The organism is Pseudomonas sp. SK (assembly GCF_012975065.1).
Lineage (GTDB): Bacteria > Pseudomonadota > Gammaproteobacteria > Pseudomonadales > Pseudomonadaceae > Aquipseudomonas > Aquipseudomonas anuradhapurensis.
On sequence record NZ_CP051857.1, the window covers coordinates 308,834 to 329,902 of the forward strand.

22 protein-coding genes, 2 tRNA genes and 1 pseudogene are annotated in these 21,069 nt (G+C 62.3%); 11 read left to right on the plus strand and 14 right to left on the minus strand.

The genetic code is table 11. The annotated features are described in order from the left end of the window. Window positions 1-308: 308 nt before the first annotated feature. Window positions 309-716 carry a type II toxin-antitoxin system RelE/ParE family toxin gene (locus HG549_RS01345; RefSeq protein ID WP_256666043.1) on the plus strand — a complete coding sequence of 136 codons (408 nt, stop codon included), beginning with the start codon at window positions 309-311 and terminating at the stop codon, window positions 714-716. Here HG549_RS01345 and HG549_RS01350 read toward each other — a convergent pair. The 3 genes from HG549_RS01350 to HG549_RS01360 all read right to left on the minus strand — a co-directional run bounded on the left by HG549_RS01350 (window position 713) and on the right by HG549_RS01360 (window position 1,726). Further along, window positions 713-1,036 (minus strand): helix-turn-helix domain-containing protein, encoded by a 324-nt coding sequence (locus tag HG549_RS01350; RefSeq protein ID WP_170027841.1) that lies wholly within the window; start codon window positions 1,034-1,036, stop codon window positions 713-715. The genes HG549_RS01345 and HG549_RS01350 overlap by 4 nt on opposite strands. A gap of 267 nt (window positions 1,037-1,303) precedes the next feature. After that, window positions 1,304-1,379, minus strand: a tRNA-Thr gene (locus HG549_RS01355). 98 nt (window positions 1,380-1,477) lie between these two features. Further along, window positions 1,478-1,726: a hypothetical protein gene (locus HG549_RS01360; RefSeq protein ID WP_170027842.1), complete on the minus strand. Its 249-nt coding sequence runs from the start codon at window positions 1,724-1,726 to the stop codon at window positions 1,478-1,480. A 525-nt stretch (window positions 1,727-2,251) separates the two neighbouring features. On the opposite strand from HG549_RS01360, the gene HG549_RS01365 reads away from it, so the two are divergent. After that, entirely contained in the window at window positions 2,252-2,536 is a 285-nt protein-coding gene (locus HG549_RS01365) for a DUF3077 domain-containing protein (RefSeq protein ID WP_170027843.1), read from the plus strand. Between the two features lie 366 nt (window positions 2,537-2,902). Here HG549_RS01365 and HG549_RS01370 read toward each other — a convergent pair whose 3' ends face one another. The 5 genes from HG549_RS01370 to HG549_RS01390 form a co-directional block, all read right to left on the minus strand. Continuing rightward, a complete protein-coding gene (locus HG549_RS01370; protein ID WP_170027844.1) occupies window positions 2,903-4,108 on the minus strand; it encodes a methyltransferase in 1,206 nt (401 codons plus the stop codon). A 128-nt stretch (window positions 4,109-4,236) separates the two neighbouring features. Continuing rightward, complete coding sequence (locus HG549_RS01375) at window positions 4,237-4,926, minus strand: ABC transporter permease (protein WP_170027845.1); 690 nt, start codon at window positions 4,924-4,926, stop codon at window positions 4,237-4,239. Continuing rightward, window positions 4,926-5,618, minus strand: a complete 693-nt coding sequence (locus HG549_RS01380) for an ABC transporter permease (protein WP_170027846.1) — start codon at window positions 5,616-5,618, stop codon at window positions 4,926-4,928. Before HG549_RS01380 ends, HG549_RS01375 begins: the two co-directional genes overlap by 1 nt. 54 nt (window positions 5,619-5,672) lie before the next feature. Further along, the gene (locus tag HG549_RS01385) at window positions 5,673-6,428 is read right to left on the minus strand and encodes an ABC transporter substrate-binding protein (RefSeq protein ID WP_170027847.1); all 756 of its coding nucleotides are present in this window, start codon (window positions 6,426-6,428) and stop codon (window positions 5,673-5,675) included. Between the two features lie 11 nt (window positions 6,429-6,439). After that, window positions 6,440-7,213 (minus strand): ABC transporter ATP-binding protein, encoded by a 774-nt coding sequence (locus tag HG549_RS01390; protein ID WP_003257472.1) that lies wholly within the window; start codon window positions 7,211-7,213, stop codon window positions 6,440-6,442. 639 nt (window positions 7,214-7,852) lie between these two features. Between HG549_RS01390 and gabP the strand changes: the two genes are divergently transcribed. Further along, complete coding sequence (gabP, locus tag HG549_RS01395) at window positions 7,853-9,238, plus strand: GABA permease (RefSeq protein ID WP_013970487.1); 1,386 nt, start codon at window positions 7,853-7,855, stop codon at window positions 9,236-9,238. Between the two features lie 180 nt (window positions 9,239-9,418). Here the strand turns inward: gabP and HG549_RS01400 are convergent, their stop codons facing one another. Both HG549_RS01400 and ppk2 read right to left on the minus strand, forming a co-directional pair. Further along, window positions 9,419-9,862 carry a hypothetical protein gene (locus HG549_RS01400; RefSeq protein ID WP_170027848.1) on the minus strand — a complete coding sequence of 148 codons (444 nt, stop codon included), beginning with the start codon at window positions 9,860-9,862 and terminating at the stop codon, window positions 9,419-9,421. A 104-nt stretch (window positions 9,863-9,966) separates the two neighbouring features. Next, window positions 9,967-10,947, minus strand: a complete 981-nt coding sequence (gene ppk2, locus HG549_RS01405) for a polyphosphate kinase 2 (protein ID WP_256666047.1) — start codon at window positions 10,945-10,947, stop codon at window positions 9,967-9,969. Window positions 10,948-11,096: 149 nt separating this feature from the next. Between ppk2 and HG549_RS01410 the strand changes: the two are divergent. Continuing rightward, window positions 11,097-11,387 (plus strand): annotated as a pseudogene (locus tag HG549_RS01410) (type II toxin-antitoxin system RelE/ParE family toxin). Between the two features lie 10 nt (window positions 11,388-11,397). After that, window positions 11,398-11,700: an addiction module antidote protein gene (locus HG549_RS01415; protein WP_170027849.1), complete on the plus strand. Its 303-nt coding sequence runs from the start codon at window positions 11,398-11,400 to the stop codon at window positions 11,698-11,700. Between the two features lie 131 nt (window positions 11,701-11,831). Here HG549_RS01415 and HG549_RS01420 read toward each other — a convergent pair. The 4 genes from HG549_RS01420 to HG549_RS01435 form a co-directional block, all read right to left on the minus strand. Beyond that, a tRNA-Phe gene (locus HG549_RS01420) sits at window positions 11,832-11,907 on the minus strand. A 90-nt stretch (window positions 11,908-11,997) separates the two neighbouring features. Beyond that, window positions 11,998-12,270 carry an oxidative damage protection protein gene (locus HG549_RS01425; protein ID WP_003257478.1) on the minus strand — a complete coding sequence of 91 codons (273 nt, stop codon included), beginning with the start codon at window positions 12,268-12,270 and terminating at the stop codon, window positions 11,998-12,000. Beyond that, the gene (gene mutY / locus HG549_RS01430) at window positions 12,267-13,334 is read right to left on the minus strand and encodes an A/G-specific adenine glycosylase (protein WP_170027850.1); all 1,068 of its coding nucleotides are present in this window, start codon (window positions 13,332-13,334) and stop codon (window positions 12,267-12,269) included. Before mutY ends, HG549_RS01425 begins: the two co-directional genes overlap by 4 nt. Continuing rightward, window positions 13,331-15,568 carry an AsmA family protein gene (locus HG549_RS01435; protein WP_170027851.1) on the minus strand — a complete coding sequence of 746 codons (2,238 nt, stop codon included), beginning with the start codon at window positions 15,566-15,568 and terminating at the stop codon, window positions 13,331-13,333. Before HG549_RS01435 ends, mutY begins: the two co-directional genes overlap by 4 nt. 384 nt (window positions 15,569-15,952) lie before the next feature. Between HG549_RS01435 and HG549_RS01440 the strand changes: the two genes are divergently transcribed. From HG549_RS01440 to hisF, 6 genes are all read left to right on the plus strand, one after another. Continuing rightward, on the plus strand, window positions 15,953-17,614 hold the full coding sequence (locus HG549_RS01440; protein WP_170027852.1) for an OFA family MFS transporter: 1,662 nt from the start codon (window positions 15,953-15,955) through the stop codon (window positions 17,612-17,614). A 298-nt stretch (window positions 17,615-17,912) separates the two neighbouring features. Next, on the plus strand, window positions 17,913-18,506 hold the full coding sequence (gene hisB / locus HG549_RS01445; protein WP_003255736.1) for an imidazoleglycerol-phosphate dehydratase HisB: 594 nt from the start codon (window positions 17,913-17,915) through the stop codon (window positions 18,504-18,506). After that, on the plus strand, window positions 18,507-19,145 hold the full coding sequence (gene hisH, locus HG549_RS01450; RefSeq protein ID WP_170027853.1) for an imidazole glycerol phosphate synthase subunit HisH: 639 nt from the start codon (window positions 18,507-18,509) through the stop codon (window positions 19,143-19,145). Next, the gene (locus HG549_RS01455; protein ID WP_170027854.1) at window positions 19,146-19,406 is read left to right on the plus strand and encodes a DUF2164 domain-containing protein; all 261 of its coding nucleotides are present in this window, start codon (window positions 19,146-19,148) and stop codon (window positions 19,404-19,406) included. It abuts the gene before it with no gap. Window positions 19,407-19,433: 27 nt separating this feature from the next. Continuing rightward, the gene (gene hisA, locus HG549_RS01460) at window positions 19,434-20,171 is read left to right on the plus strand and encodes a 1-(5-phosphoribosyl)-5-[(5-phosphoribosylamino)methylideneamino]imidazole-4-carboxamide isomerase (protein WP_170027855.1); all 738 of its coding nucleotides are present in this window, start codon (window positions 19,434-19,436) and stop codon (window positions 20,169-20,171) included. Between the two features lie 10 nt (window positions 20,172-20,181). Next, entirely contained in the window at window positions 20,182-20,952 is a 771-nt protein-coding gene (hisF, locus tag HG549_RS01465) for an imidazole glycerol phosphate synthase subunit HisF (RefSeq protein WP_170027856.1), read from the plus strand. Window positions 20,953-21,069: the final 117 nt, after the last annotated feature.

The following is a 21,069-nucleotide window of genomic DNA, read 5'->3' on the forward strand; positions in this document are numbered from 1 at the left end:
GATCCTTCGTAAGGTCTCCGTATCATCAGGGACCAGGTGCATCTGGGTATCTTCGCTCAGATGATGTGTTCATCGGAACTTCCCGCCCCTAACCTAGCTATCGTCCCCACGTCATCCCGCCAAAAATGCTGAGTGTTATCAGGAATCAAGGCCCCCGCAACCTGTGGGAAATGTCCACTATGCATGACTGGCGACTCCTTACGACCGGGAGCAAGGGCATCTCATGATCTGGCCCCCTGAGCACCGTTACCGGTGGGCGGGTGGAGGCAGCATTGGCTGACGAGAACAGTGCCTGAAGATCCTGAGCCATGTGCGAGCAGCGCTGCGATGACTGCTGTCTAGAAATTCAGCGTCCCGTCGTAGGTGGGAGAAAGTTTGCGTTTGTGAGTGCAGTTGCGGAGCGAGAATACAAGGACCTACCCAAGGATGTTCAGAACGACTTCGGCAAAGACCTGCGACGCATCCAGTATGGCCAGGACCCTGAGCGGCCGATCAAATCGTTGACGGAATCAGTAGGAACGGGGGCCATTGAGCTCATCATCAACGGCAGCCCTGCATTTCGATGCGTGTATGTGGCCAAATTCGCCGACATGGTCGTCGTGCTGCATTCGTTCGTGAAAACGACCAACCGGTCCGATCGGCATGCGATGCAGGTCGCTGAAGAGCGGATGAAGGAGTTAAAGCACGAGCTGCGGAAAATGGGGTATAGGGTTTAGCTACCAGGCGTTTGAGTGATCACGATCTGGGGAGGTGACCCGGCATCGTTGGAGGGCAGGGTCAGGCTGGTGCGAAAGCCTAGCTTATCGAGCATGTCCATCATGGCATCCAAGGTGAATTTCTCGATCTTGCCGTTTGCAAGCTCGGAAATTCGGGATTGGGTTACGTTCAGCTTGATTGCGGCATCATGCTGTTTGAGGCCCATTTTTTTGATGCAGTCGGTGATGAAGATGGACAGGTCCATTTTCAGGGCCATTTTGCTGGCCGTTTCTGCATCGTGGGTGGCGTGGAAGGGGCTTTCGTGGAATTGAAGCGCCATGGGCTTGCCTCAGTAGAAATATCTAAAATTTAAGATAAATCGTAGCGGGGCTGGATGGGGACGTCAAAGCGTTCTGTTGAGAGATGTGTCTCTTTCTAGGGCTTTGTGCGTTTTTGAGAATGTTGGGGCTGCTTCGCAGCCCATCGCAGGCAAGCCAGCTCCCACACCTATCGCGTTGGCTTCAAGCCTTCTGTTTCCGCTCGATCCCTGGCGAGGCTGAAAACAAAAAAGGCCCACCTTTCGGTGAGCCTTCTTTGATACTGCGTATGGTGCCGGCACCAGGAATCGAACCCGGGACCTACTGATTACAAGTCAGTTGCTCTACCATCTGAGCTATACCGGCAGTGGGGCGTCATTATAACGATCGGTTGGCGCCTGTAAACCACTTCCTTGCGATTGTTCGCAAATGACCTAAGTTACCGGTCTGAAAGAAGAATTTTCCTACCAGCCGCGGTGGATGGTGGTGACGCTTGGCTCGGTTTTGCCTGGGTTGAAGAACAGCTTGTCATTGTCGCAGCCACGCTTGCGGCACGGGCTTTCGGTGCGCAGGGGCAGGCCGTTGTCGCCGCCCAGCTGCATGCCGGGGTGGTTCCAGTCCAGGCTGCTGTGGGGCTGGGGCGGGGTGCTGCTGGCGCAGGCGGTCAGGGCCAGGGTGAGGCACAGCAGGGCGAGGGGCTTGGTCTGGGTCACGATGGTCGGGTCCGTTAGTCCATTGTCGGTTCTGGCGCAACGCCAGAAGGTCGCGGGGCTGGCGGGCAGCGCGCGACGTCACTTTTTAATGATTTGGGGGGCGGATGATACACCGTTGCGGGGGTTGAGCATTAGCCTTGTGTGGCCTGGCAGGGCCTTATCGCGGGTGAACCCGCTCCTACAGGTACCGCGCCGCTGTGAAGATAGGGGTCAGACAATTCTGAACTTGGGGGCAAATGCTTCAAGGTTTGGGGGCTTCGGACCTATCCTACGCGCGCCGCTGAAGTATCGCTGTTGTCGGGGAAATGGCTCACGGATACCGTTTTCGGGTCGCTCTGGCGACCGGGTGTGAGAACCCGATTACGAATTTAGCGGCTGCGTTATGGCGACCGTGCGCGGGCAGACTTCGGTCTGGCCGAGGCTTCCTATATTCACTCGGTTTCTCACCCCGTGCACGGTTGCCGCCCTTCGTTCCGTGAGAAGAACGAAGGTGGTAACTCCTTGAGGAATATAGGAGTTTGAAAATTGAAAGATTCTGAACTCAGCAGTCCCAAGCCAATCACCACCGCAGGCGTGGAAACCTTCCTCGCAGCCGGTAACCCGTCCCTCAACCTGCTACGCGTCGAGCCCGGCGTCCCGGCCGATGCTGTCTACGAGCACGTCTCGATTCTGATGGGCTACATCAAGCACCTGGTGCGCGAGGGGGATATGGAGGATGACCATAAATTCCTCGGTGCGGCCGATTATTTGTGCGACATGGCCAAGGCGCTGATGAACGATATCGAGATTGCCAGGAACAAGGCGCACTGAATCCTGACGCGGACGGGTGTGTGTAGGAGCGGCCTTGTGTCGCGATGGGCTGCGAAGCAGCCCCCAGTACTCTCTGTAATTACGCCAAAAGCGGGCCGCTTTGCGGCCCATCGCGACACAAGGCCGCGCCTACAGGATTGCGTTGGCCGCTGTGGTCGCCAACCACAACAAATGTTTATGCACAAGTGGCATTGACGCCTTGCGCGAAATGCATGCCGGATCAGGATTCCGCCGGTCTTTGCGCAAACGCCTGTTTTTACTGGGCTTGAAGTACTAGGCGGAATAAGCCAAATGCTTGAAATAGCGCTTGGATCCAACAGCTAATCAAAAGCTTGTACACAGAGTTATCCACAGGTTGTACTGCGGCTAACGGTCGCGTTCCGCGAGGATCAGCAGGTTGCGTGGGGTCAGCGGGTAGTCGCAGAACAGGCCCAGTTGCACGTTATAGCCGCGTTCTTCCAGAAACAGGACGCGATCCAGTACCAGCCACAGCTCCAGCGGCCGACGGAACAGGTTGCGCACGCGCTCCAGGTTACGGACCTCGGCCAGGCGTTGCCAGCCGGCTGCTTCCAAGGCCGCCCAGTCCGGGTTGCCGGTCAGTTGCAGTTGCTTGAGCTCGGCCAGGTCGCGGCAGTATTGCTCGAAGGGCTTTTCCAGCCAGGCCACAGGCAACGAAGGCGTCGGTAGGTATTCGGCGCTCTGGCGCTGCTGGCGTTGCAGCAGGTCGAAGCCCAGGCGCCGGGCCATCGAGGTGTCGCGCTGGCGCCGCACGCGAGCGCCGGCGGTGACGGTTTCGCTCAGCGGCAGGCCCAGGTCATCCAGCGACAGCTGCAAGGCGGACGCCTGCGCGGCTGTGGATAACGGCTGGTACTGCTGCGTTGCAATGCGGTTGTAGCAGCAAGGGGCCACGGCCAGTTGGCGGCAGCCTTGCTGGCTGGCCAGCTGCATCAGGCGTACATGCAAGTCGCCACAGGCGTGCAGGGCGACCACGGTTTTGTCGTCTGCCAGGTGGCGGGCGCTGTCGTCGGCCATCACATCCTGGTGCAGGTGCAGCGCCGGCAGGTGATGGTGCGCGCTCAGGGCCTGGCCGGCGGCGACCAGGTCGGCGTCGTATTCCAGGCAGGTCAGCTGCTGGCCGGGTTGCAACAGGCGGCGGCCGAGGTAGCCTTTGCCGGCGCACCAGTCCAGCCAGTGGCGGGGCTGCGCGCGGAAGCTCAGGTGGCTGGCGAAGGCTTCGATCTGCTGCCATTTGCGACCGGGGACTGCAACGTCGAGGCGGTGGGCGGCAGGGGGCAGGTCGGTGGCCGGGAGGTTGCCAAGGGTAGCGAGCTGTTGGGCTTGCCGGGCTAGTTGTGGGAATGGGGCGGGCAAGGCCGAGGCGGCGCCTTCGCTTTCGGCATCTGCCAGGGAGCACTGGCGCAGGTGCGTGGCAAGTTCCGGGTGCGCGGTTTCCCACTCCAGGTGCAGGGTAGTGAAGGGGCGGGGTTTCCACAGCTGCTGGTGCTCGATCAGGAATTGGTCGAGGGCCTGGAAGCGGGTGCTTAGGTGGTGGCTGTGGAGGTGGCTGGGCATGGCAAGGATGTGTGGTGGTTTTTAGGGCCTCTTCGCGGGCACGCCCGCTCCCACAGGTATAGCGCCACATTCAAGGTTGGCGCTACACCTGTGGGAGCGGGCGTGCCCGCGAAGCAGTCGGTGAGGTATCAGCGGCCCTGGCAGGCATCCACACGCAGCCAGCGCTCCAGCAGCTTGAAGCCCTGCACCAGCACGAACGAGATCACCAGGTAGAACACCCCGGCGGCAAAGAAGATCTCTACCGGCAGGTAGGTGCGGGCAATGATTGTACGGGCCATGCCGGTCAGTTCCAGCAGGGTCACGGTACTGGCCAGGGCGCTGGCCTTGAGCATCAGGATCACTTCGTTGCTGTACGCCGGCAGGCCGATGCGCGCGGCGCGCGGCAGCATGATGTAGAACAGCGTCTTGCCACGCGACATGCCCAGCGCCCGTGCCGCCTCGATCTCACCTTTGGGGATCGATTGCAGCGCGCCGCGCAGGATCTCGGCAATGTAGGCGGCGGTGTGCAGGGTCATGGTCAGCACCGTGCACCAGAACGGATCGCGCAGGTAAGGCCACAGCGAACTCGAACGCACCACGTCGAATTGCGCCAGGCCGTAGTAGACCAGGAACAGCTGCACCAGCAGCGGCGTACCGCGGAAGAAGAAGATGTAGCTGAACGGCACGGCGCGCACATACCAGTGGCGCGAAGAGCGGGCGATGCCCAGCGGGATGGCCAGGATCAGCCCGGCCACCACGGCGATGGCTACCAGCTCCAGGGTCAGGGTGGCACCCTGGGCCAGGCGCGGCAGCCATTTGATGATCACTTCCCAATTCATTACACGGCCCTCGCAAAGCCGCGAGCGGCGCGTTTTTCCATGAAGTGCATGCCGGTCATGGCGATGATGGTCAGGCTCAGGTAGATGCAGGCCGCGACCATGTAGAAGGTGAACGGCTCCTTGGTCACGGTCACGCCGATTTGCGCGTGGCGCATGATTTCTTCCAGGCCGATCACCGACACCAGGGCGGTGTCCTTCATCAGGATCATGAACAGGTTGCCCAGGCCGGGCAGGGCGATACGCCACATCTGCGGCAGGATGATCCGCGACAGGATACGGCCCTTGGACAGGCCCAGCGCCAGGCCGGCTTCGCGGTGGCCCTTGGGGATCGCCAGGATCGCGCCACGGAACACTTCGGTGGCGTAGGCGCCAAAGCACAGGCCCAGGGCAATCACGCCCGCCGCAAAGGCGCTGAGCTCCAGGCCCGGCATGTTCAGGGCTTCACCGAGGGCATTCATCAAGCCGACGGTGCCGAAGTAGATAAGCAGGACCCACAGCAGTTCGGGCACGCCGCGCACCAGGGTCGAATAGAAGCCGCCAAGCCATTGCAAAGGCTTGACCGAGGAAGTCTTGGCCAGGGCGCCGAGCAGGCCCAAAACCAGGCCCAGCAGCAAGGCGCAAAGCGCCAGTTTTACGGTCATCAGGGTGCCGGCCATCATGGCCGGACCGAATCCGTGCAGGTCAATATTCATGGGCAGGTCATTCTAGGGACTGGCGCGCCGCAAGGGCGCGCCAGTCTGGGCGGGTCATTCGATGCTGAACGGGAAGTACTTGTCGTTGATCTTCTTGTACGTACCGTCGGCCTTGATTTCTGCCAGGGCCTTGTTCAGGTCTTTGCGCAGCTTGTCGTCGCCCTTGCGCACGGCAATGCCGATCTTGTCGCTGTCCATCACCGGCTCGCCCTTGAACTCGAAGTTCGAGCCGTCCTTGCTCTTGAGCCACTCGTACTGCACGTACTTGTCGGCCAGGATGCCGTCGATGCGGCCGGAGACCAGGTCGAGGTAGGCGTTTTCCTGGGTGTCGTACAGCTTGATGTCTACGGCATCGCCGTAGTTGTCTTCCAGCCAGGTGCCGGCCAGGGTGGCGCGCTGGGTGCCGATCACCTTGCCCTTGAGCGAGGCCTTGTCGGTCTTGAAGTCGACGTTCTTCGGCGCGATGAACTGCAGCTTGTTGGAGTAGTACGGGTCGGTGAAGTCCACTGCCTGCTTGCGCTCGTCAGTGATCGACAGCGACGACACCAGGAAGTCGAACTTCTTGGCATTCAGCGCCGGGATGATGCCGTCCCAGTCCGAGGTGACGACCGAGCATTCGACTTTCATCTTGGCGCACAGGGCGTCGCCGATGTCCTTGTCGAAGCCGACCACGTTACCGCTGGCATCCTTGTTGTTGAACGGTGGGTAGGCGGCTTCGATACCCATGCGCAGTTTTTCTGCGGCCATGGCGTTGGCCGACATCACCAGCGTGGCAGCAGCTGCCAGGAGAAACTTCTTGTAAGTGTGCATGTATTGCTCCGTTAACGGTGGCTGGACATGAATTGCTTGCAACGCGCCGAGGTCGGGTTCTCGAACACCTGCTGCGGCGATCCCTGCTCTTCGACCAGGCCCTGGTGCAGGAAGACGACTTCACTGGACACATGCCGGGCAAAGCTCATCTCGTGCGTGACCAGCAGCATGGTACGGCCTTCTTCGGCCAATGCGCGGATAACGTTTAGCACTTCCTGGACCATTTCCGGGTCGAGCGCCGAAGTTGGCTCGTCGAACAGGATGACCTTGGGCTTCATGGCCAGGGTACGGGCAATGGCGGCACGCTGTTGCTGGCCACCGGAAAGCTGGGCGGGGTAACTGTGGCGCTTGTCGTAGATGCCGACCTTGTTCAGCAGCGCTTCGGCGGCTTCGATGGCCTCGGCCTTGCTCTGGCCAAGTACGCGGCGTGGCGCCTCGATGATGTTGTCGAGGATCGACATGTGCGGCCACAGGTTGAAGTTCTGGAAGACGAAGCCGATCTCGCTGCGCAGGCGGTTGATCTGGCGATTGTCGGCGGCGACCAGGTCGCCGTTCTTGGCGGCCTTGAGCTTGAGCGCTTCACCGGCGACGAGGATTTCGCCCTGGTGCGGGTTCTCGAGCAGGTTGATGCAGCGCAGCAGGGTGGACTTGCCGGAGCCGGACGACCCCAGGATGGAGATCACGTCACCGTCGCGTGCGGTCAGCGAAATGCCCTTGAGAATTTCCTGCTCGCCGTAGCGTTTGTGCAGGTTGCGGATTTCCAGCGCGGGCGTGGCCTGAGCCATGTGCGGTCCTCATTGTGTTCGGGTGCGTTCCCAGCTGTTGGCGGCCTTCCTGGCGAGCGCCAAGCTAGCATAGCGGTATCGCGGCGGCCAACAGGGGCGCCAGGTGCTCGGGGCGCTGGTGGGGCAGTTTGTCGCATCGCTGCAGCGCAACGTCGCGCGGATGTCCGCGAAGGTCTCGCCCAGCACCAGAGCCTTGATGAAAAAAGGCGCGATGGTGCCAGCTTTGGCCGGCTCAGGGAAGCGCTTTTAGACCATTCGCGGGTAGATCCGCGCCGCCAAGGCTGCCGCGCCGGTGAAAACAGGTGCACCTGCACAGGCCTTTATAAGGTGTTCGGTTGTACCTGGGGGTTGCACTTTTTTGCCTTGCAGCGGTGCAAAGGTGTTACCTAGGAGCACCTTTGGTGCGTTTGTAAGTGGGTATTTCAGTAATCCGAAGATTTGATGCCCTTTCGGTCAGCTCTTGGCCGAAAGCCCTCCGAACCGCGTGCTGAAAGGCCTGCCGGTCTTTCTGACGAACGCATTCAGCACATGGCGCGCTTATTGCCAGCAGGAAACCGCCGATTGCAGCGACGCCCAGATCAACCCTTGGCGCGCTTTGTAACCGCAGTCGGGTGGTCCACTCCTTACAAAGGTAGTTTTATGAGCGGTAACAATTCCAATGACCTCGCTCAGGGGCTCAAACAACGGCATGTGACCATGCTGTCCATCGCTGGCGTGATCGGTGCCGGCCTTTTCGTTGGCTCCGGCCACGCCATTGCCGCTGCCGGCCCTGCCGTGCTGCTGGCTTACGCTGCTGCCGGTACGCTGGTCGTACTGGTCATGCGCATGTTGGGTGAAATGGCGGTCGCCTCGCCTGACACCGGTTCGTTCTCTACTTATGCCGACCGCGCCATCGGGCGCTGGGCCGGTTTCACCATCGGCTGGCTGTACTGGTGGTTCTGGGTGCTGGTGATTCCGCTGGAAGCCAACGCCGCCGCGGCCATCCTGCATGCCTGGTTCCCTGCGGTCGACCTGTGGGCGTTCTCCCTGGTGATCACCCTGGCGCTGACCCTGACCAACCTGTGCAGCGTGAAGAACTACGGTGAGTTCGAGTTCTGGTTTGCCCTGCTCAAGGTTCTGGCGATCATCGGCTTCATCGCCGTGGGTTGCGCTGCCTTGTTCGGCTTCGTACCGAGCAGCCAGGTCAGCGGTGCCAGCCACCTGTTCGACACCCAGGGCTTCATGCCCAACGGCCTGGGCGCGGTGCTGGCAGCCATGCTGACCACCATGTTCTCGTTCATGGGTACCGAAATCGTCACCATCGCCGCGGCCGAGTCGAAGGACCCGGGCAAGCAGATCAGCCGTGCTACCAACTCGGTCATCTGGCGTATCTGCCTGTTCTACCTGGTGTCGATCTTCCTGGTCGTGGCCCTGGTGCCGTGGAACGACCCGGCGCTGGCCGAAACCGGTTCCTACCAGACCGTGCTGAGCCGCATCGGCGTGCCGAATGCCAAGCTGATCGTCGACATCGTCGTGCTGATTGCGGTAACCAGCTGCCTGAACTCGGCGCTGTACACCTCGTCGCGCATGCTGTTCTCGCTGAGCAAGCGCGGTGACGCCCCGGCCATCGCCCAGCGCACCACCAAGTCGGCTACCCCGCATGTGGCTGTGCTGCTGTCTACCGCAGCGGCGTTCCTTTGCGTGTTCGCCAACTTCGTGGCCCCGGCCCAGGTGTTCGAGTTCCTGCTGGCCAGCTCCGGTGCCATTGCGCTGCTGGTGTACCTGGTGATTGCCGTGTCGCAGCTGCGCATGCGTGCCCAGCGTGAGGCCCGTGGCGAGAAGATTACCTTCAAGATGTGGCTGTTCCCGGGCCTGACCTGGGCGACCATCGCCTTCATCATTGCCATTCTGGTGGTGATGGCGCTGCGTGAAGACCACCGCGCCGAAATCATCGCGACCGCGCTGCTGAGCATTGGTGTGGTGGCGGCGGGCTTGCTGGTGCACCGCAAGCGTGAAGCTGCCGGGCGGGTAGCGCTGGATAACTGACCCGCGCTGGCTGTAATGAAAAGGCCGCGTCCTGTGCAGGGCGCGGCCTTTTTTGTTGTCTGTTCCGGCCCTTTCGCGGGCTTGCCCGCTCCCACATGGGCGGCGTTGCCTTCAGGCTGGCGGTGAACCTGTGGGAGCGGGCAAGCCCGCGAAAGGGCCGGAACAGGCTACCTGGCCCTGTCAGCCAAACTGCTTCTGTTGTTGCTGCTGCTTGGCAACCAGCTCCGATGCCGCGACATAAGCTGCCTGGAATTCGTCGCTTTCCAGCCAGGCCATGGTGGCCTCTTCGTCTGCTCCGTCCAGCCATTTACGGTAGGCGTTGAACACCAGCACGATGTAGTCGGTGGCGTGTTCTTCCTTGTGCCCCTTGAGCACCAGGCCCAGCAGCGGGTCTACCAGGAATACCGAGATCATCGGTACCAGGCCGCCCTCCTGGGCTTCCTTCATCTTCTTGAACAGCGCGTCGTAGCTGCCCGACTCCATGGCCTTGTTGTACACCTGCTCGATGCTGGCACTGTCGCCGGCACTGGCCTTGACCGCCTGGCCGCTGCGTACCATGCGGTTCTGCTTGGCCTTGCTGGCGGCGCGCTTGGCGCGTTTCTGTTGCTTGGTAGGGGTGGCCATGGGGGCAATCCTTGGGTATGTCTGAAAGTGCGCGTATTGAAGCGCAGTTGCCGGGTAAACCCAAGTGTTGCAGACGGGTGCCGCTGCAAATCAGCGCCGGCAACCTAACTGGCTACTGCCGCAGGTTCGTCTTCCTCGAACCCCCGCGATGCGCGCCCGACGAGCAGCGCGTCCGGTGCATGCACCACGCTGTGGTCCTTGCCCGGATAATCCAGCGAATGCAGGAAGTGGCGGATGCAGTTGATCCGCGCCCGTTTCTTGTCGTCGGACTTGATCACCGTCCATGGCGCGTCGGCCGTGTCGGTATGGAAGAACATCGCCTCCTTGGCGGCGGTGTAGTCCTCCCACTTGTCCAGCGACTTGATGTCGATGGGTGACAGCTTCCAGTGCTTGAGCGGGTCGTCCCGGCGCGAGATGAAACGGCGCAGTTGCTCTTCGCGGTTCACCGAGAACCAGTACTTGAACAGCAGGATGCCGCTGTTGCACAGCATGCGCTCCAGCTCCGGCGCCTGGCGCATGAACTCCAGGTACTGCAGTGGCGTGCAGAAATCCATCACCTTCTCGACCCCGGCGCGGTTGTACCAGGAGCGGTCGAAGAACACCATTTCACCCGCCGTGGGCAGGTGCTGGATGTAGCGCTGGAAGTACCACTGGCCTTTTTCCTGCTCGGAAGGCTTCTCCAGGGCTACGATGCGCGCACCGCGCGGGTTGAGGTGCTCCATGAAACGCTTGATGGTACCGCCCTTGCCCGCTGCATCGCGTCCTTCGAACAGGATTACCACGCGCTGGCCGGTTTCCTTCACCCAGCTTTGCACCTTCAGCAATTCGATCTGCAGCGCGTGCTTGGCCTTTTCATAGTCCTGGCGGCGCAGCCGGGTGCGGTAGGGGTAGCTTTCTGGCAGGCGGGCTGAAGTGCTGTCTTCGTTGCTGCCTTTGGGTGCCGTGGCCACTTCCAGGGCTGCGGGTTGCTGGCTGACACGGGTGATACTCGGCTCCGGCTTGCGCTGGCGTGGGCGGCGGGTGCGGGCTGGGGCGGCAACGGGTTCGCTGGGGGCGGGGAGCAGGAGGGGGGATTCTTCGCTCATGACGGTCCTTGCGGGTCGATTCGGATGGCCATCTGGCATTCTAGGATGAGCGATTAATGGCATTTTGATGCTGGTCAACAGCGTATGGATAAACAGTTTGAAACAGCTGCGAATTGAATGTGGTGTTAACTACGGTTTACATTTTTCTCATGCACACATTAATTCAAACCGAGACCTACCGAAGGTGGTTCGCTGCTCTGCGTGATCCACGGGCAAAGGCTCGTATCAACGTCAGGTAGCGTCGAGTGGAGCTCGGGGTGATGGGGGACTGTAAGCCCGTTGCTGAGGGAGTATCCGAACTCAGGATCGATTATGGTCCGGGCTATCGGGTGTATTTCGTTCAACGAGGCTATGAGGTGATCATCCTCTTGGCGGGTGGCGATAAGGCCAGCCAGGCCAGAGATATCAAATCTGCCCTCAAGCTCGCACGCGACCTTTAGGAGGCCGTCCATGACAGATATCAAGCTGAGCAAATGGGACGCTGTGGACCATTTGAAAACAGAGGAAGACATGGCCTTGTACCTTGAGGCGTGTCTGGAGGAAAACGACCCGGCACTGCTTGCTGCTGCTTTGGGCGATATCGCCCGTGCCCGAGGCATGGCTCAGTTGGCGCGTGACACCGGCCTGACACGGGAAGGGCTGTACAAGGCGTTGTCTGCGGAAGGTAACCCGAGCCTGGCAACCATCATGAAAGTGATGGCGGCGCTGGGGGTAAGGCTTCATGCCGAGGTGCTGCCGCGCGCTGCAGGATAAGGTTCATGGGATGGTAGCAAGGCCGGTAGGCTGCCATGCCTTGCGCAAAAATCGCAGACAACAAAAAACCCGCACTAGGCGGGTTTCTTGTTGTCGCTTCGGGTAACTTTGCAACCACCAGAAGCTGAAGGTGGTGCCCAGAGACGGAGTCGAACCGCCGACACGAGGATTTTCAATCCTCTGCTCTACCGACTGAGCTATCTGGGCGACGAGGTGAATTAAATAGACTTTCAGACCGCTCGTCAACGACTTTTTGAAAAAATTTTAAATTAATTCCGTCGCTTACGTTCCGTGGGGTCATTCCGAGGGCGGCACGTAGCCTTCCGCCTGGGCGTATTCTTCGCCGGCGAAAAACTTGTCCATCTCGCCCTGGAGGAATTTGCGGTCCTCGGCGTTCATCATGTTCAGGCGCTTTTCGTTGATCAGCATGGTCTGGTGTTTCTGCCAGTCGGCCCAGGCCTTCTGCGAGATGTGTTCGAAGATGTCCTGGCCCTTGGCGCCGGGGTAGGGCGGGCGCTCCAGGCCTGGCAGTTCTTCTTTGTACTTGCGGCACATCACGGTGCGGGTCATCGGGCGTCTCCTGCAATCAGTTCTTCGGCCGCGCGTTTGAGCAGCTTTTTCACCGGGGCGGCAAGGCCCAGGCGCGGCGGGGTGGCGAGGTTATACCAGAGCCAGTCGGCCTCGGCCACGTGCTGGCCGAGCGGGTCGACGCGCACCAGCCAGGGCTCGATCGCCAGCTGGAAGTGGCTGAAGGTATGGGTCAGGCCGTCCATGGCGCGGCTTTCGGCCAGGCGCAGGCCGTGCTGGTAGGCGAGGTCGTCGAGCTGGGCGATGTCGTCCAGTTCCGGCAGGCTCCACAAGCCACCCCACAACCCGCTGGACGGGCGGCGGTAAAGCAGGATGGCGCCTTCGTGGTTGGCCAGCAGCGGCATCAGCGTGCGCCGTTGTGGCAGCGCCTTGCGCGGCTTGGGTTCCGGGTAGCGGGTCTCTTCGCCGTGCAGGTGCGCTTCGCAGCCGCGCCGCAGTGGGCAGATCAGGCAGCTGGGCTTGCTGCGGGTGCACAGCGTGGCGCCCATGTCCATCATCGCCTGGGTGTAGTGGTTGGCGCGCTGCTGCGGGGTAAAGCGCTCGGCCGTGGCCCACAGCTGGTTGGCCACCTTGGGCTCGCCAGGGTAGCCGGCCTGGGCGGTGTAGCGGGCCAGCACGCGTTTCACGTTGCCGTCGAGGATCGGTGCGCGGATGCCCATGCTGATGCTGGCGATGGCGCCTGCGGTGGAACGGCCGATGCCGGGCAGCTCGGTGAGCTGCTCGACACTGCGCGGGAATTCGCCAGCATGCTGCTCGACCACGATCTTCGCGGCCTTCTGCAGGTTGCGCGCCCGGGTGTAGTAGCCCAGGCCGGTCCACAGGTGCAGCACCTCGTCCTCGGGCGCTTCGGCCAGGGCCTGCACGGTCGGCAGGGCCTGCATGAAGCGGTCGAAGTAGTTGAGCACGGTGCTGACCTGGGTCTGCTGCAGCATGATTTCCGACACCCACACCCGGTACGGGGTGATGCCCTGCTGCCAGGGCAGGTCGTGCCGGCCGTGCTCGTCATACCAATCCAGCACAGCGCTGGAGAACTGCTCTGGGGTCATCGCTTGAACAGCCCCTTGAGCGCGTCTTTCACTTCCGGGCTCACTTTGTCTCCGAGTTTTTCATCGAGCTTTTCCTGCAGGCGGTTGCCGGCCAGCTTGGCGGCGACCTTGCCCATGCCATCCTGGTCCAGGCGGCAGGCCTTGGCGCCCAGCTCCAGCGGGCCACGGCAACGCAGCGGCACTTCCACGCCAACATAGCGTTCGTTGACCTGGCAGGCCGGGTCGGGCATGGCGCGCTGGTCGCCCTCGACAATCACGCCGACCTTGTAGTCCATGCCCAGCACGCGCAGGTCGAGGTCACCCTGGCCGTTGACGGTAAGGCCGGGGATGCGCGCCTTGAGGTCCGGGTTGCTGGCGACCCCATTGCGTACCACCAGGCTGCCGCGCAGTTCCTGGAAGGGGGTGTCCTTGCCGCGTGGCTCGCCGTTCAGCGATTTGCGGTTGAGCGTGGCGATGGCCTGGCACAGTTGCTGTTCCAGGTTGGCATTGACCAGCACGCCGTCGTTGATGACGAAATTGGCGTTGCCGTTGAGGGTATCCACCAGGGCCTTCTGGCTGTTGCCGGTGGCGGTCAGGTCGCTGTTCAGGGTCAGCAGGCCTTTGACCGGCGGCTGCTGTTCCTTGCCCTCGGTCTTGATGAAGTGCTCCACCGGTACCCGCTGGATGTTGGTGTTGACGCCCAGTTGCGGCACGGCAGGGCGAACATCGACGGTACCCTTGGCCTCGAACGTGCCGTTGTACAGCCCGCCACGCAGGGTTTGCAGGGTCAGCAGGCCGCCCTGGCCGATGGCCTTGAGCTGGGCATCGGTGATCGGCAGTTTATCCAGGGTCAGCGCGCCGAAGGCCAGGTCGGCCTGCAGGTCGAGGGCGCGCAGGCGGTCGACCGGCAACAGCTTGTCGTCGCTCCAGGCCACCTGGGTCGGGGCGTTGGGCAGCGGCGTGGTGCCGGCGCCGGCGACCGCGCTGGCTTCCTGCTGCTTGACCTCGGCCTGGCGCGCGGCAGTGGCACCCTTGGCCTGCTCGCTCTTGGCCGGCAGGTAGCGGTCGGCGTCGAAGCTGTCGCCCTTGAGCTGCAGGCGCAGGGCTTGCTTGGCGAAATCCTCGACGGCCACGCGGCCGGTGAAGGTGCTGTCGTCCAGCTTCACGGCCAGGTCTTCCAGGGCCAGGCTGTTCGGCGTGCCTTGCAGGCGGGTGACCATTTCCAGCCTGGAGAAGGCTGCCGGGTCGTTGCTGGCCGGCAGCGGGCGGCCAATGCTGTCGAGGAACGTGCGCAGGTCGAACTGGGCGATGGACAGGCCGCCGCTGAGCTGGGGTGCCTTGTCCAGGTCACGCAGGTTCAGCTCGCCCAGGGCGCGCAGCTGGTTGGCCGATACTTTCAGGCCGCTCCACGAGGCGACATTGGCGCCCAGGTCGACCAGCAGCTGGCCCTGCGCGGCGAAGGTTACAGTCTTGCCGCCGGTTGGCTCGCCCGAGGTTTCGCCCGACAGGCGCATGTCTTCGAAGTTGTAGCGCTTGAGCTTGCGGTCGAAGCGCAACTCGCCGGCCAGCTCGGTGCGGGCCTTGATGTTCGGCTGGCTGGCGCTGAGGAAGGCGCTGGCCTTGAGCGGAATGTTCGCGCCTTCGTGGACCGGGCCGGTGCTCAGCTGGATGCTCTCGGCGCTATAGCTGTGGCCGGTCTTGGCATCGGTGTACTGCACGCGGGCGTTGTTCACGGTCAGGCTGTCGATATCCAGCTTGACCGCGCGGTCGTTGCTGGGGGCCGGTGCCGGCTGTTGTTCGGCGGGTACCTGGGCCGGGGCATTGGCCTGCGCGCCGGCGTCCTGGGCGGGCAACGGCTTGCCGATGTCTTCCCAGTTGCCATGGCCCTGTTCGTCACGCGCCAGGGTCAGGTTCAGGCCCTCGACGCGCACGTCGCTCATCTGTACTTCGCGGCGCAGCAGTGGCAGCACACGCACCGACAAGCCCAGCATCTGCAGGTCGGCGAACGGCTCCTTGGGTTTGTTCAAGGTGGCGATGCTTGCTTCGTGCAGCTCCAGGCCCAGCCATGGGAACAGGCTCCAGCCAATGTCACCGTTGAGGGTGAGCTCGACGTGTGCCTTGTCGCGCGCCAGCTGGCGAATCTCGTCTTTGTAGTCGTTGGGATCGAACAGGTGGGTCAGGGCGAAGCCCAGCGCCACGATGATCAGCAGCAACCCGAGAAGCCCAAGTCCCAGGATTTTGCCGAACGCTTTCATGGGCGAGTCCTTGTAGTCGTTTGAAATTCAAGCGCCAGAGTATAGCGCCGCAGTGGTTGTCCCTGCGTATTCGACTAGAGATACAGGGCATTTCCTACGTGTGCATCAGAGGGTAAGGCTTTCGACAACCCTGATTTTGCCAGTTCCGCATGTTTCGCCGGCACTGGCCTAATCACCTTCAAGCCAGCGCCCCACAGGCTGCACAAACCTCGCTGGCTGTTGCGTCCCGGTGGGCGCCGGCTTGCCGACGGTAGGGTCGGAACAGGCAGCATGACCGTTTCAGCCGAGCGAAAATTTGCAATATCAGATTGCCTTCACGCTACTTGATGCTGCTACCCTTGCGTCGCTTTGCCTGCATTCCCCCTATAAGAAGGATCCTATCCCATGAGCAGTACCGTCGCGGCGGGGGCCCTGGTCAGTGCGCCAGGCTTCCTGTCGAAGGAGCGCATTATCGCCCGCCCGGGCTTCAACCGCTGGCTGGTTCCGCCGGCCGCCCTGGCCATTCACCTGTGCATCGGCATGGCCTATGGCTTCTCGGTGTTCTGGCTACCGCTGTCGCAAGCCCTTGGCATTACTGCCCCGGTCGCCTGCGCGGCGGACATGGGCTTCATCGCCCGCATGTTCAGCGCCGAATGTGACTGGCCGATCTCGATGCTGAGCTGGATCTACACCTTGTTCTTCGTCTTCCTCGGTTGCTCGGCAGCAGTGCTGGGCGGCTGGCTGGAACACGCCGGCCCGCGCAAGGCCGGGCTGGTGTCGGCGCTGTGCTGGTGTGGCGGCATGCTGATCTCGGCCATGGGGGTGAAAACCCACCAGCTGTGGCTGATGTGGCTGGGCTCCGGTGTAATCGGCGGTATCGGCCTGGGCCTGGGCTACATTTCGCCAGTTTCGACCCTGATCAAATGGTTCCCGGACAAACGCGGCATGGCCACCGGCATGGCGATCATGGGCTTCGGTGGCGGCGCCATGGTCGGTGCCCCGCTGGCCACGGCGCTGATGGGGCACTTCGGCAACGCGCAGGAAGTGGGGGTGTGGCAGAGCTTCGTGGCCATGGCGGCGATCTACTTCGTGTTCATGACTGCCGGCGCCCTGGCCTATCGCGTACCGCCAACCGGCTGGAAGCCCGAAGGCTGGACTGCGCCGGCGAAAAAGGCCGGCAACACCATGGTCACCGACCGCCACGTGCACGTCAGCGTGGCGTGGAAAACCCCGCAGTTCGCGCTGATCTGGCTGGTGCTGTGCCTGAACGTGTCGGCGGGTATCGGCATTCTCGGCATGGCCTCGCCGCTGTTGCAGGAAGTGTTCGCCGGCAAGCTGCTGGGCAACGGGCTGAGCTTCAGCGAGCTGAACAGCGCCCAGCTGGCGCAGATTGCCGCGATCGCCGCCGGCTTCACCGGCCTGCTGAGCCTGTTCAATATCGGTGGGCGGTTCTTCTGGGCTTCGTTCTCCGACTACATTGGCCGCAAGAACACCTACTTCGCCTTCTTCGCACTTGGGGTTGGCCTGTACAGCCTGGTGCCGAACATGGGCCACCTGGGTAACGTGGCGCTGTTCGTGGCGGCGTTCTGCATCATCCTGTCGATGTACGGCGGTGGCTTCTCCACCGTACCTGCCTACCTGGCCGACCTGTTCGGCACGCAGATGGTCGGTGCCATTCACGGTCGCCTGCTGACTGCCTGGGCGGCGGCGGGCGTGCTGGGGCCGGTGCTGATCACCTACCTGCGCGAGTATCAGCTGGCCGCCGGGGTGGAACGTGCCGCGGCTTACGACATGACGCTGTACATCCTGGCCGGCCTGCTGGTGCTGGGCTTTGTCTGCAACATGCTGGTGCGCCCGGTAGCCGACAAGTACTTCATGAGCGATGCCGAGCTGGCCGCCGAGCGGGCGCTGAGCCACGACAAGGGCGCCGATGGCGTGCAGTCGCTGGAGTGGAAAGCAGCGCCGGGTAGCCTGCCGCTGGTGCTGCTGGCCTGGGCGGTGGTGGTTGTACCGCTGGCCTGGGGGGTGTGGATTACCCTGCAGAAGACGGCGGTGCTGTTCCATTGATGGAGTCAGCCGGTACCCACGGGTAACGTGATGATGTAGGAGCGGCCTTGCGTCGCGATGGGGCGCGAAGCGGCCCCAGGGTCTCGGCGCTGATGCAGAAATCGCCGGGGCCGCTTTGCGGCCCATCGCGACGCCAGGCCGCTCCTACAAACAGTCCCGTGTCAGTCGGTTGTATAGACCTGTAGCACTAATCAGCCCCGTAATTCCTCGCCATGCCATATGTCATCCGCGTTTCAAGCGGGCGCGTTCTGGGCCTATAATGAAGCCCTTTTCGCCCAATGATTTTGCGGAGCTGGTGATGGTTGAACGTAAGGCGTCCGTCGAGCGCAACACCCTGGAAACCCAGGTCAAGTGCTCGATCAACCTCGATGGCAGTGGCAAGGCCCGATTCGATATCGGTGTGCCTTTCCTTGAACACATGCTGGACCAGATCGCCCGCCATGGGCTGATCGATCTGGATATCGAGTGCAAGGGTGACACGCATATCGACGATCACCATACCGTCGAAGACGTCGGCATCACCCTGGGCATGGCATTCGCCCAGGCCATCGGTGACAAGAAGGGCATCTTCCGCTACGGCCATGCCTACGTGCCGCTGGACGAAGCGCTGTCGCGCGTGGTCATCGACTTTTCCGGTCGCCCGGGCCTGCAGATGCATGTGCCTTACACCCGCGCTAGCGTTGGTGGCTTCGATGTCGACCTGTTCCAGGAATTCTTCCAGGGCTTCGTCAACCACGCCCTGGTGACCCTGCACATCGACAACCTGCGTGGCCACAACACCCACCACCAGATCGAAACCGTGTTCAAGGCATTCGGCCGCGCCCTGCGCATGGCCATCACCCTCGACGAGCGCATGGCCGGGCAGATGCCTTCCACCAAAGGGTGCCTGTAAATGCAGACGGTAGCCGTAATCGACTATGGCATGGGCAATCTGCACTCGGTGGCCAAGGCGCTCGAGCATGTAGGTGCCGGCAAGGTACTGGTCACCAGCGACGCCGCGGTCATCCGCGAGGCCGACCGCGTGGTGTTCCCGGGGGTGGGCGCGATTCGCGACTGCATGGCTGAAATCCGCCGCCTGGGCTTCGACAGCCTGGTGCGCGAAGTCAGCCAGGACCGCCCGTTCCTGGGTATCTGCGTAGGCATGCAGGCACTGCTGGAGCACAGCGAAGAAAACGACGGTGTCGACTGCATTGGCCTGTTCCCCGGCCAGGTGCGCTTCTTCGGCAAGGACCTGAAGGAAGACGGCGAACACCTGAAGGTGCCGCACATGGGTTGGAACGAGGTCGGCCAGACCAACCACCACCCGCTGTGGCATGACATCCCCGACCGTGCGCGCTTCTATTTCGTGCACAGCTACTACATCGATGCCGGCAAGCCGGCGCAGGTGGTCGGTCGTGGCCATTACGGCGTCGACTTCGCTGCAGCGCTGGCCGATGGTTCGCGCTTTGCCGTGCAGTTCCACCCGGAGAAGAGCCATACCCATGGCCTGCAGCTGCTGCAGAACTTCGTAGCCTGGGACGGGCGCTGGTAAATGAGCAGATCGAAGACCAAGGCCCCAGTCATCACCCTGACCCCCGAGCAGGAGCGCGCCGCGCTCGACACGCTCAAGCGCTTCCTCGAAGACCGTTTCGAGTTGACGCTGGGTTCGTTCGAGGTGGCCGAGGTCCTCGATGTGTTCAGCAAGGAAATTGCACCCCATTACTACAACAGGGCGATTGCCGATGTTCAGCTGCACCTCAAGGAGCGGTTCGACAGCATCGAAAGCGATCTGTGGGCGCTCGAGAAGCCCTGAAACCCCAAGAACAGACAGGTTCCCAAGATGCTGATTATCCCCGCTATCGATCTGAAGGACGGCGCCTGCGTGCGCCTGCGCCAGGGCCGCATGGAAGACTCCACGGTATTTTCCGATGACCCGGTGAGCATGGCCGCCAAGTGGGTCGAGGGTGGCTGCCGCCGCCTGCACCTGGTCGACCTCAACGGCGCCTTCGAAGGCCAGCCGGTCAACGGTGAAGTGGTTACCGCCATCGCCAAGCGCTACCCGACCCTGCCGATCCAGATCGGTGGTGGCATCCGCTCGCTGGAAACCATCGAGCACTACGTCAAGGCCGGTGTCAGCTACGTGATCATCGGTACCAAGGCGGTCAAGCAGCCAGAGTTCGTTGCCGAAGCGTGCAAGGCCTTCCCGGGCAAGGTCATCGTTGGCCTGGATGCCAAGGACGGCTTCGTTGCCACCGACGGCTGGGCCGAAGTCAGCTCGGTGCAGGTCATCGACCTGGCCAAGCGTTTCGAGGCCGATGGCGTCTCGGCGATCGTCTACACCGACATCGCCAAGGACGGCATGATGCAGGGCTGCAACGTGCCGTTCACCAAGGCGCTGGCAGAAGCCACTGCGATCCCGGTGATCGCCTCGGGCGGCATCCACAACCTGGGCGACATCAAGGCCCTGCTGGACGCCAAGGCCCCGGGCATCATCGGTGCCATCACCGGCCGTGCCATCTACGAAGGCACCCTCGATGTTGCCGAGGCCCAGGCCTTCTGCGACAACTACCAAGGCTGAGGACTGAACCATGGCACTGGCCAAGCGCATCATCCCTTGCCTGGACGTGGACAACGGCCGGGTGGTCAAGGGCGTCAAGTTCGAGAACATCCGTGATGCCGGCGACCCGGTGGAAATTGCCCGTCGCTACGACGAGCAAGGTGCCGACGAAATCACCTTCCTCGACATCACCGCCAGCGTCGATGGCCGCGACACCACCCTGCATACCGTCGAACGCATGGCCAGCCAGGTATTCATCCCGCTGACCGTGGGCGGTGGCGTGCGTACCGTGCAGGACATCCGCAACCTGCTCAATGCCGGTGCCGACAAGGTCTCGATCAACACGGCCGCGGTGTTCAACCCGGAGTTCGTCGGCGAGGCGGCGGACCGTTTCGGTTCGCAGTGCATCGTCGTGGCCATCGATGCCAAGAAAGTGTCCGCGCCGGGGGAAGCACCGCGCTGGGAAATCTTCACCCACGGCGGGCGCAAGCCGACCGGGCTGGACGCGGTGGAGTGGGCGAAGAAGATGGAAGGCCTGGGGGCTGGCGAAATCCTGCTGACCAGCATGGACCAGGACGGCATGAAGAGCGGCTTCGACCTGGGCGTCACCCGCGCGATCAGCGATGCGCTGGGTATTCCGGTCATTGCCTCGGGGGGTGTGGGTAACCTGCAGCACCTGGCTGACGGCATTCTGGAAGGGCATGCCAGTGCGGTACTGGCGGCCAGCATCTTCCACTTTGGTGAGTACACGGTGCCGGAAGCCAAGGCCTACATGGCTTCGCGCGGGATCGTCGTGCGCTGAAACAGTGATTGGGGCTGCTTTGCAGCCCATCGCGGCTGAAGCCGCTCCTACAGGGACCGCGCAAATTTCCAGGCTTGCGCGGTCCCTGTAGGAGCGGCTTCAGCCGCGATGGGCCGC

Excerpts from the sequence above, each read along its gene's own strand:
- HG549_RS01345 (WP_256666043.1), top strand. The coding sequence starts at position 309 with ATGTGCGAGCAGCGCTGCGATGACTGCTGTCTAGAAATTCAGCGTCCC.
- HG549_RS01350 (WP_170027841.1), bottom strand. The coding sequence starts at position 1,036 with ATGGCGCTTCAATTCCACGAAAGCCCCTTCCACGCCACCCACGATGCA.
- HG549_RS01370 (WP_170027844.1), bottom strand. The coding sequence starts at position 4,108 with ATGCCCAGCCACCTCCACAGCCACCACCTAAGCACCCGCTTCCAGGCC.
- HG549_RS01375 (WP_170027845.1), bottom strand. The coding sequence starts at position 4,926 with ATGAATTGGGAAGTGATCATCAAATGGCTGCCGCGCCTGGCCCAGGGT.
- HG549_RS01380 (WP_170027846.1), bottom strand. The coding sequence starts at position 5,618 with ATGAATATTGACCTGCACGGATTCGGTCCGGCCATGATGGCCGGCACC.
- HG549_RS01385 (WP_170027847.1), bottom strand. The coding sequence starts at position 6,428 with ATGCACACTTACAAGAAGTTTCTCCTGGCAGCTGCTGCCACGCTGGTG.
- HG549_RS01390 (WP_003257472.1), bottom strand. The coding sequence starts at position 7,213 with ATGGCTCAGGCCACGCCCGCGCTGGAAATCCGCAACCTGCACAAACGC.
- gabP (WP_013970487.1), top strand. The coding sequence starts at position 7,853 with ATGAGCGGTAACAATTCCAATGACCTCGCTCAGGGGCTCAAACAACGG.
- HG549_RS01400 (WP_170027848.1), bottom strand. The coding sequence starts at position 9,862 with ATGGCCACCCCTACCAAGCAACAGAAACGCGCCAAGCGCGCCGCCAGC.
- ppk2 (WP_256666047.1), bottom strand. The coding sequence starts at position 10,947 with ATGAGCGAAGAATCCCCCCTCCTGCTCCCCGCCCCCAGCGAACCCGTT.
- HG549_RS01415 (WP_170027849.1), top strand. The coding sequence starts at position 11,398 with ATGACAGATATCAAGCTGAGCAAATGGGACGCTGTGGACCATTTGAAA.
- HG549_RS01425 (WP_003257478.1), bottom strand. The coding sequence starts at position 12,270 with ATGACCCGCACCGTGATGTGCCGCAAGTACAAAGAAGAACTGCCAGGC.
- mutY (WP_170027850.1), bottom strand. The coding sequence starts at position 13,334 with ATGACCCCAGAGCAGTTCTCCAGCGCTGTGCTGGATTGGTATGACGAG.
- HG549_RS01435 (WP_170027851.1), bottom strand. The coding sequence starts at position 15,568 with ATGAAAGCGTTCGGCAAAATCCTGGGACTTGGGCTTCTCGGGTTGCTG.
- HG549_RS01440 (WP_170027852.1), top strand. The coding sequence starts at position 15,953 with ATGAGCAGTACCGTCGCGGCGGGGGCCCTGGTCAGTGCGCCAGGCTTC.
- hisB (WP_003255736.1), top strand. The coding sequence starts at position 17,913 with ATGGTTGAACGTAAGGCGTCCGTCGAGCGCAACACCCTGGAAACCCAG.
- hisH (WP_170027853.1), top strand. The coding sequence starts at position 18,507 with ATGCAGACGGTAGCCGTAATCGACTATGGCATGGGCAATCTGCACTCG.
- HG549_RS01455 (WP_170027854.1), top strand. The coding sequence starts at position 19,146 with ATGAGCAGATCGAAGACCAAGGCCCCAGTCATCACCCTGACCCCCGAG.
- hisA (WP_170027855.1), top strand. The coding sequence starts at position 19,434 with ATGCTGATTATCCCCGCTATCGATCTGAAGGACGGCGCCTGCGTGCGC.
- hisF (WP_170027856.1), top strand. The coding sequence starts at position 20,182 with ATGGCACTGGCCAAGCGCATCATCCCTTGCCTGGACGTGGACAACGGC.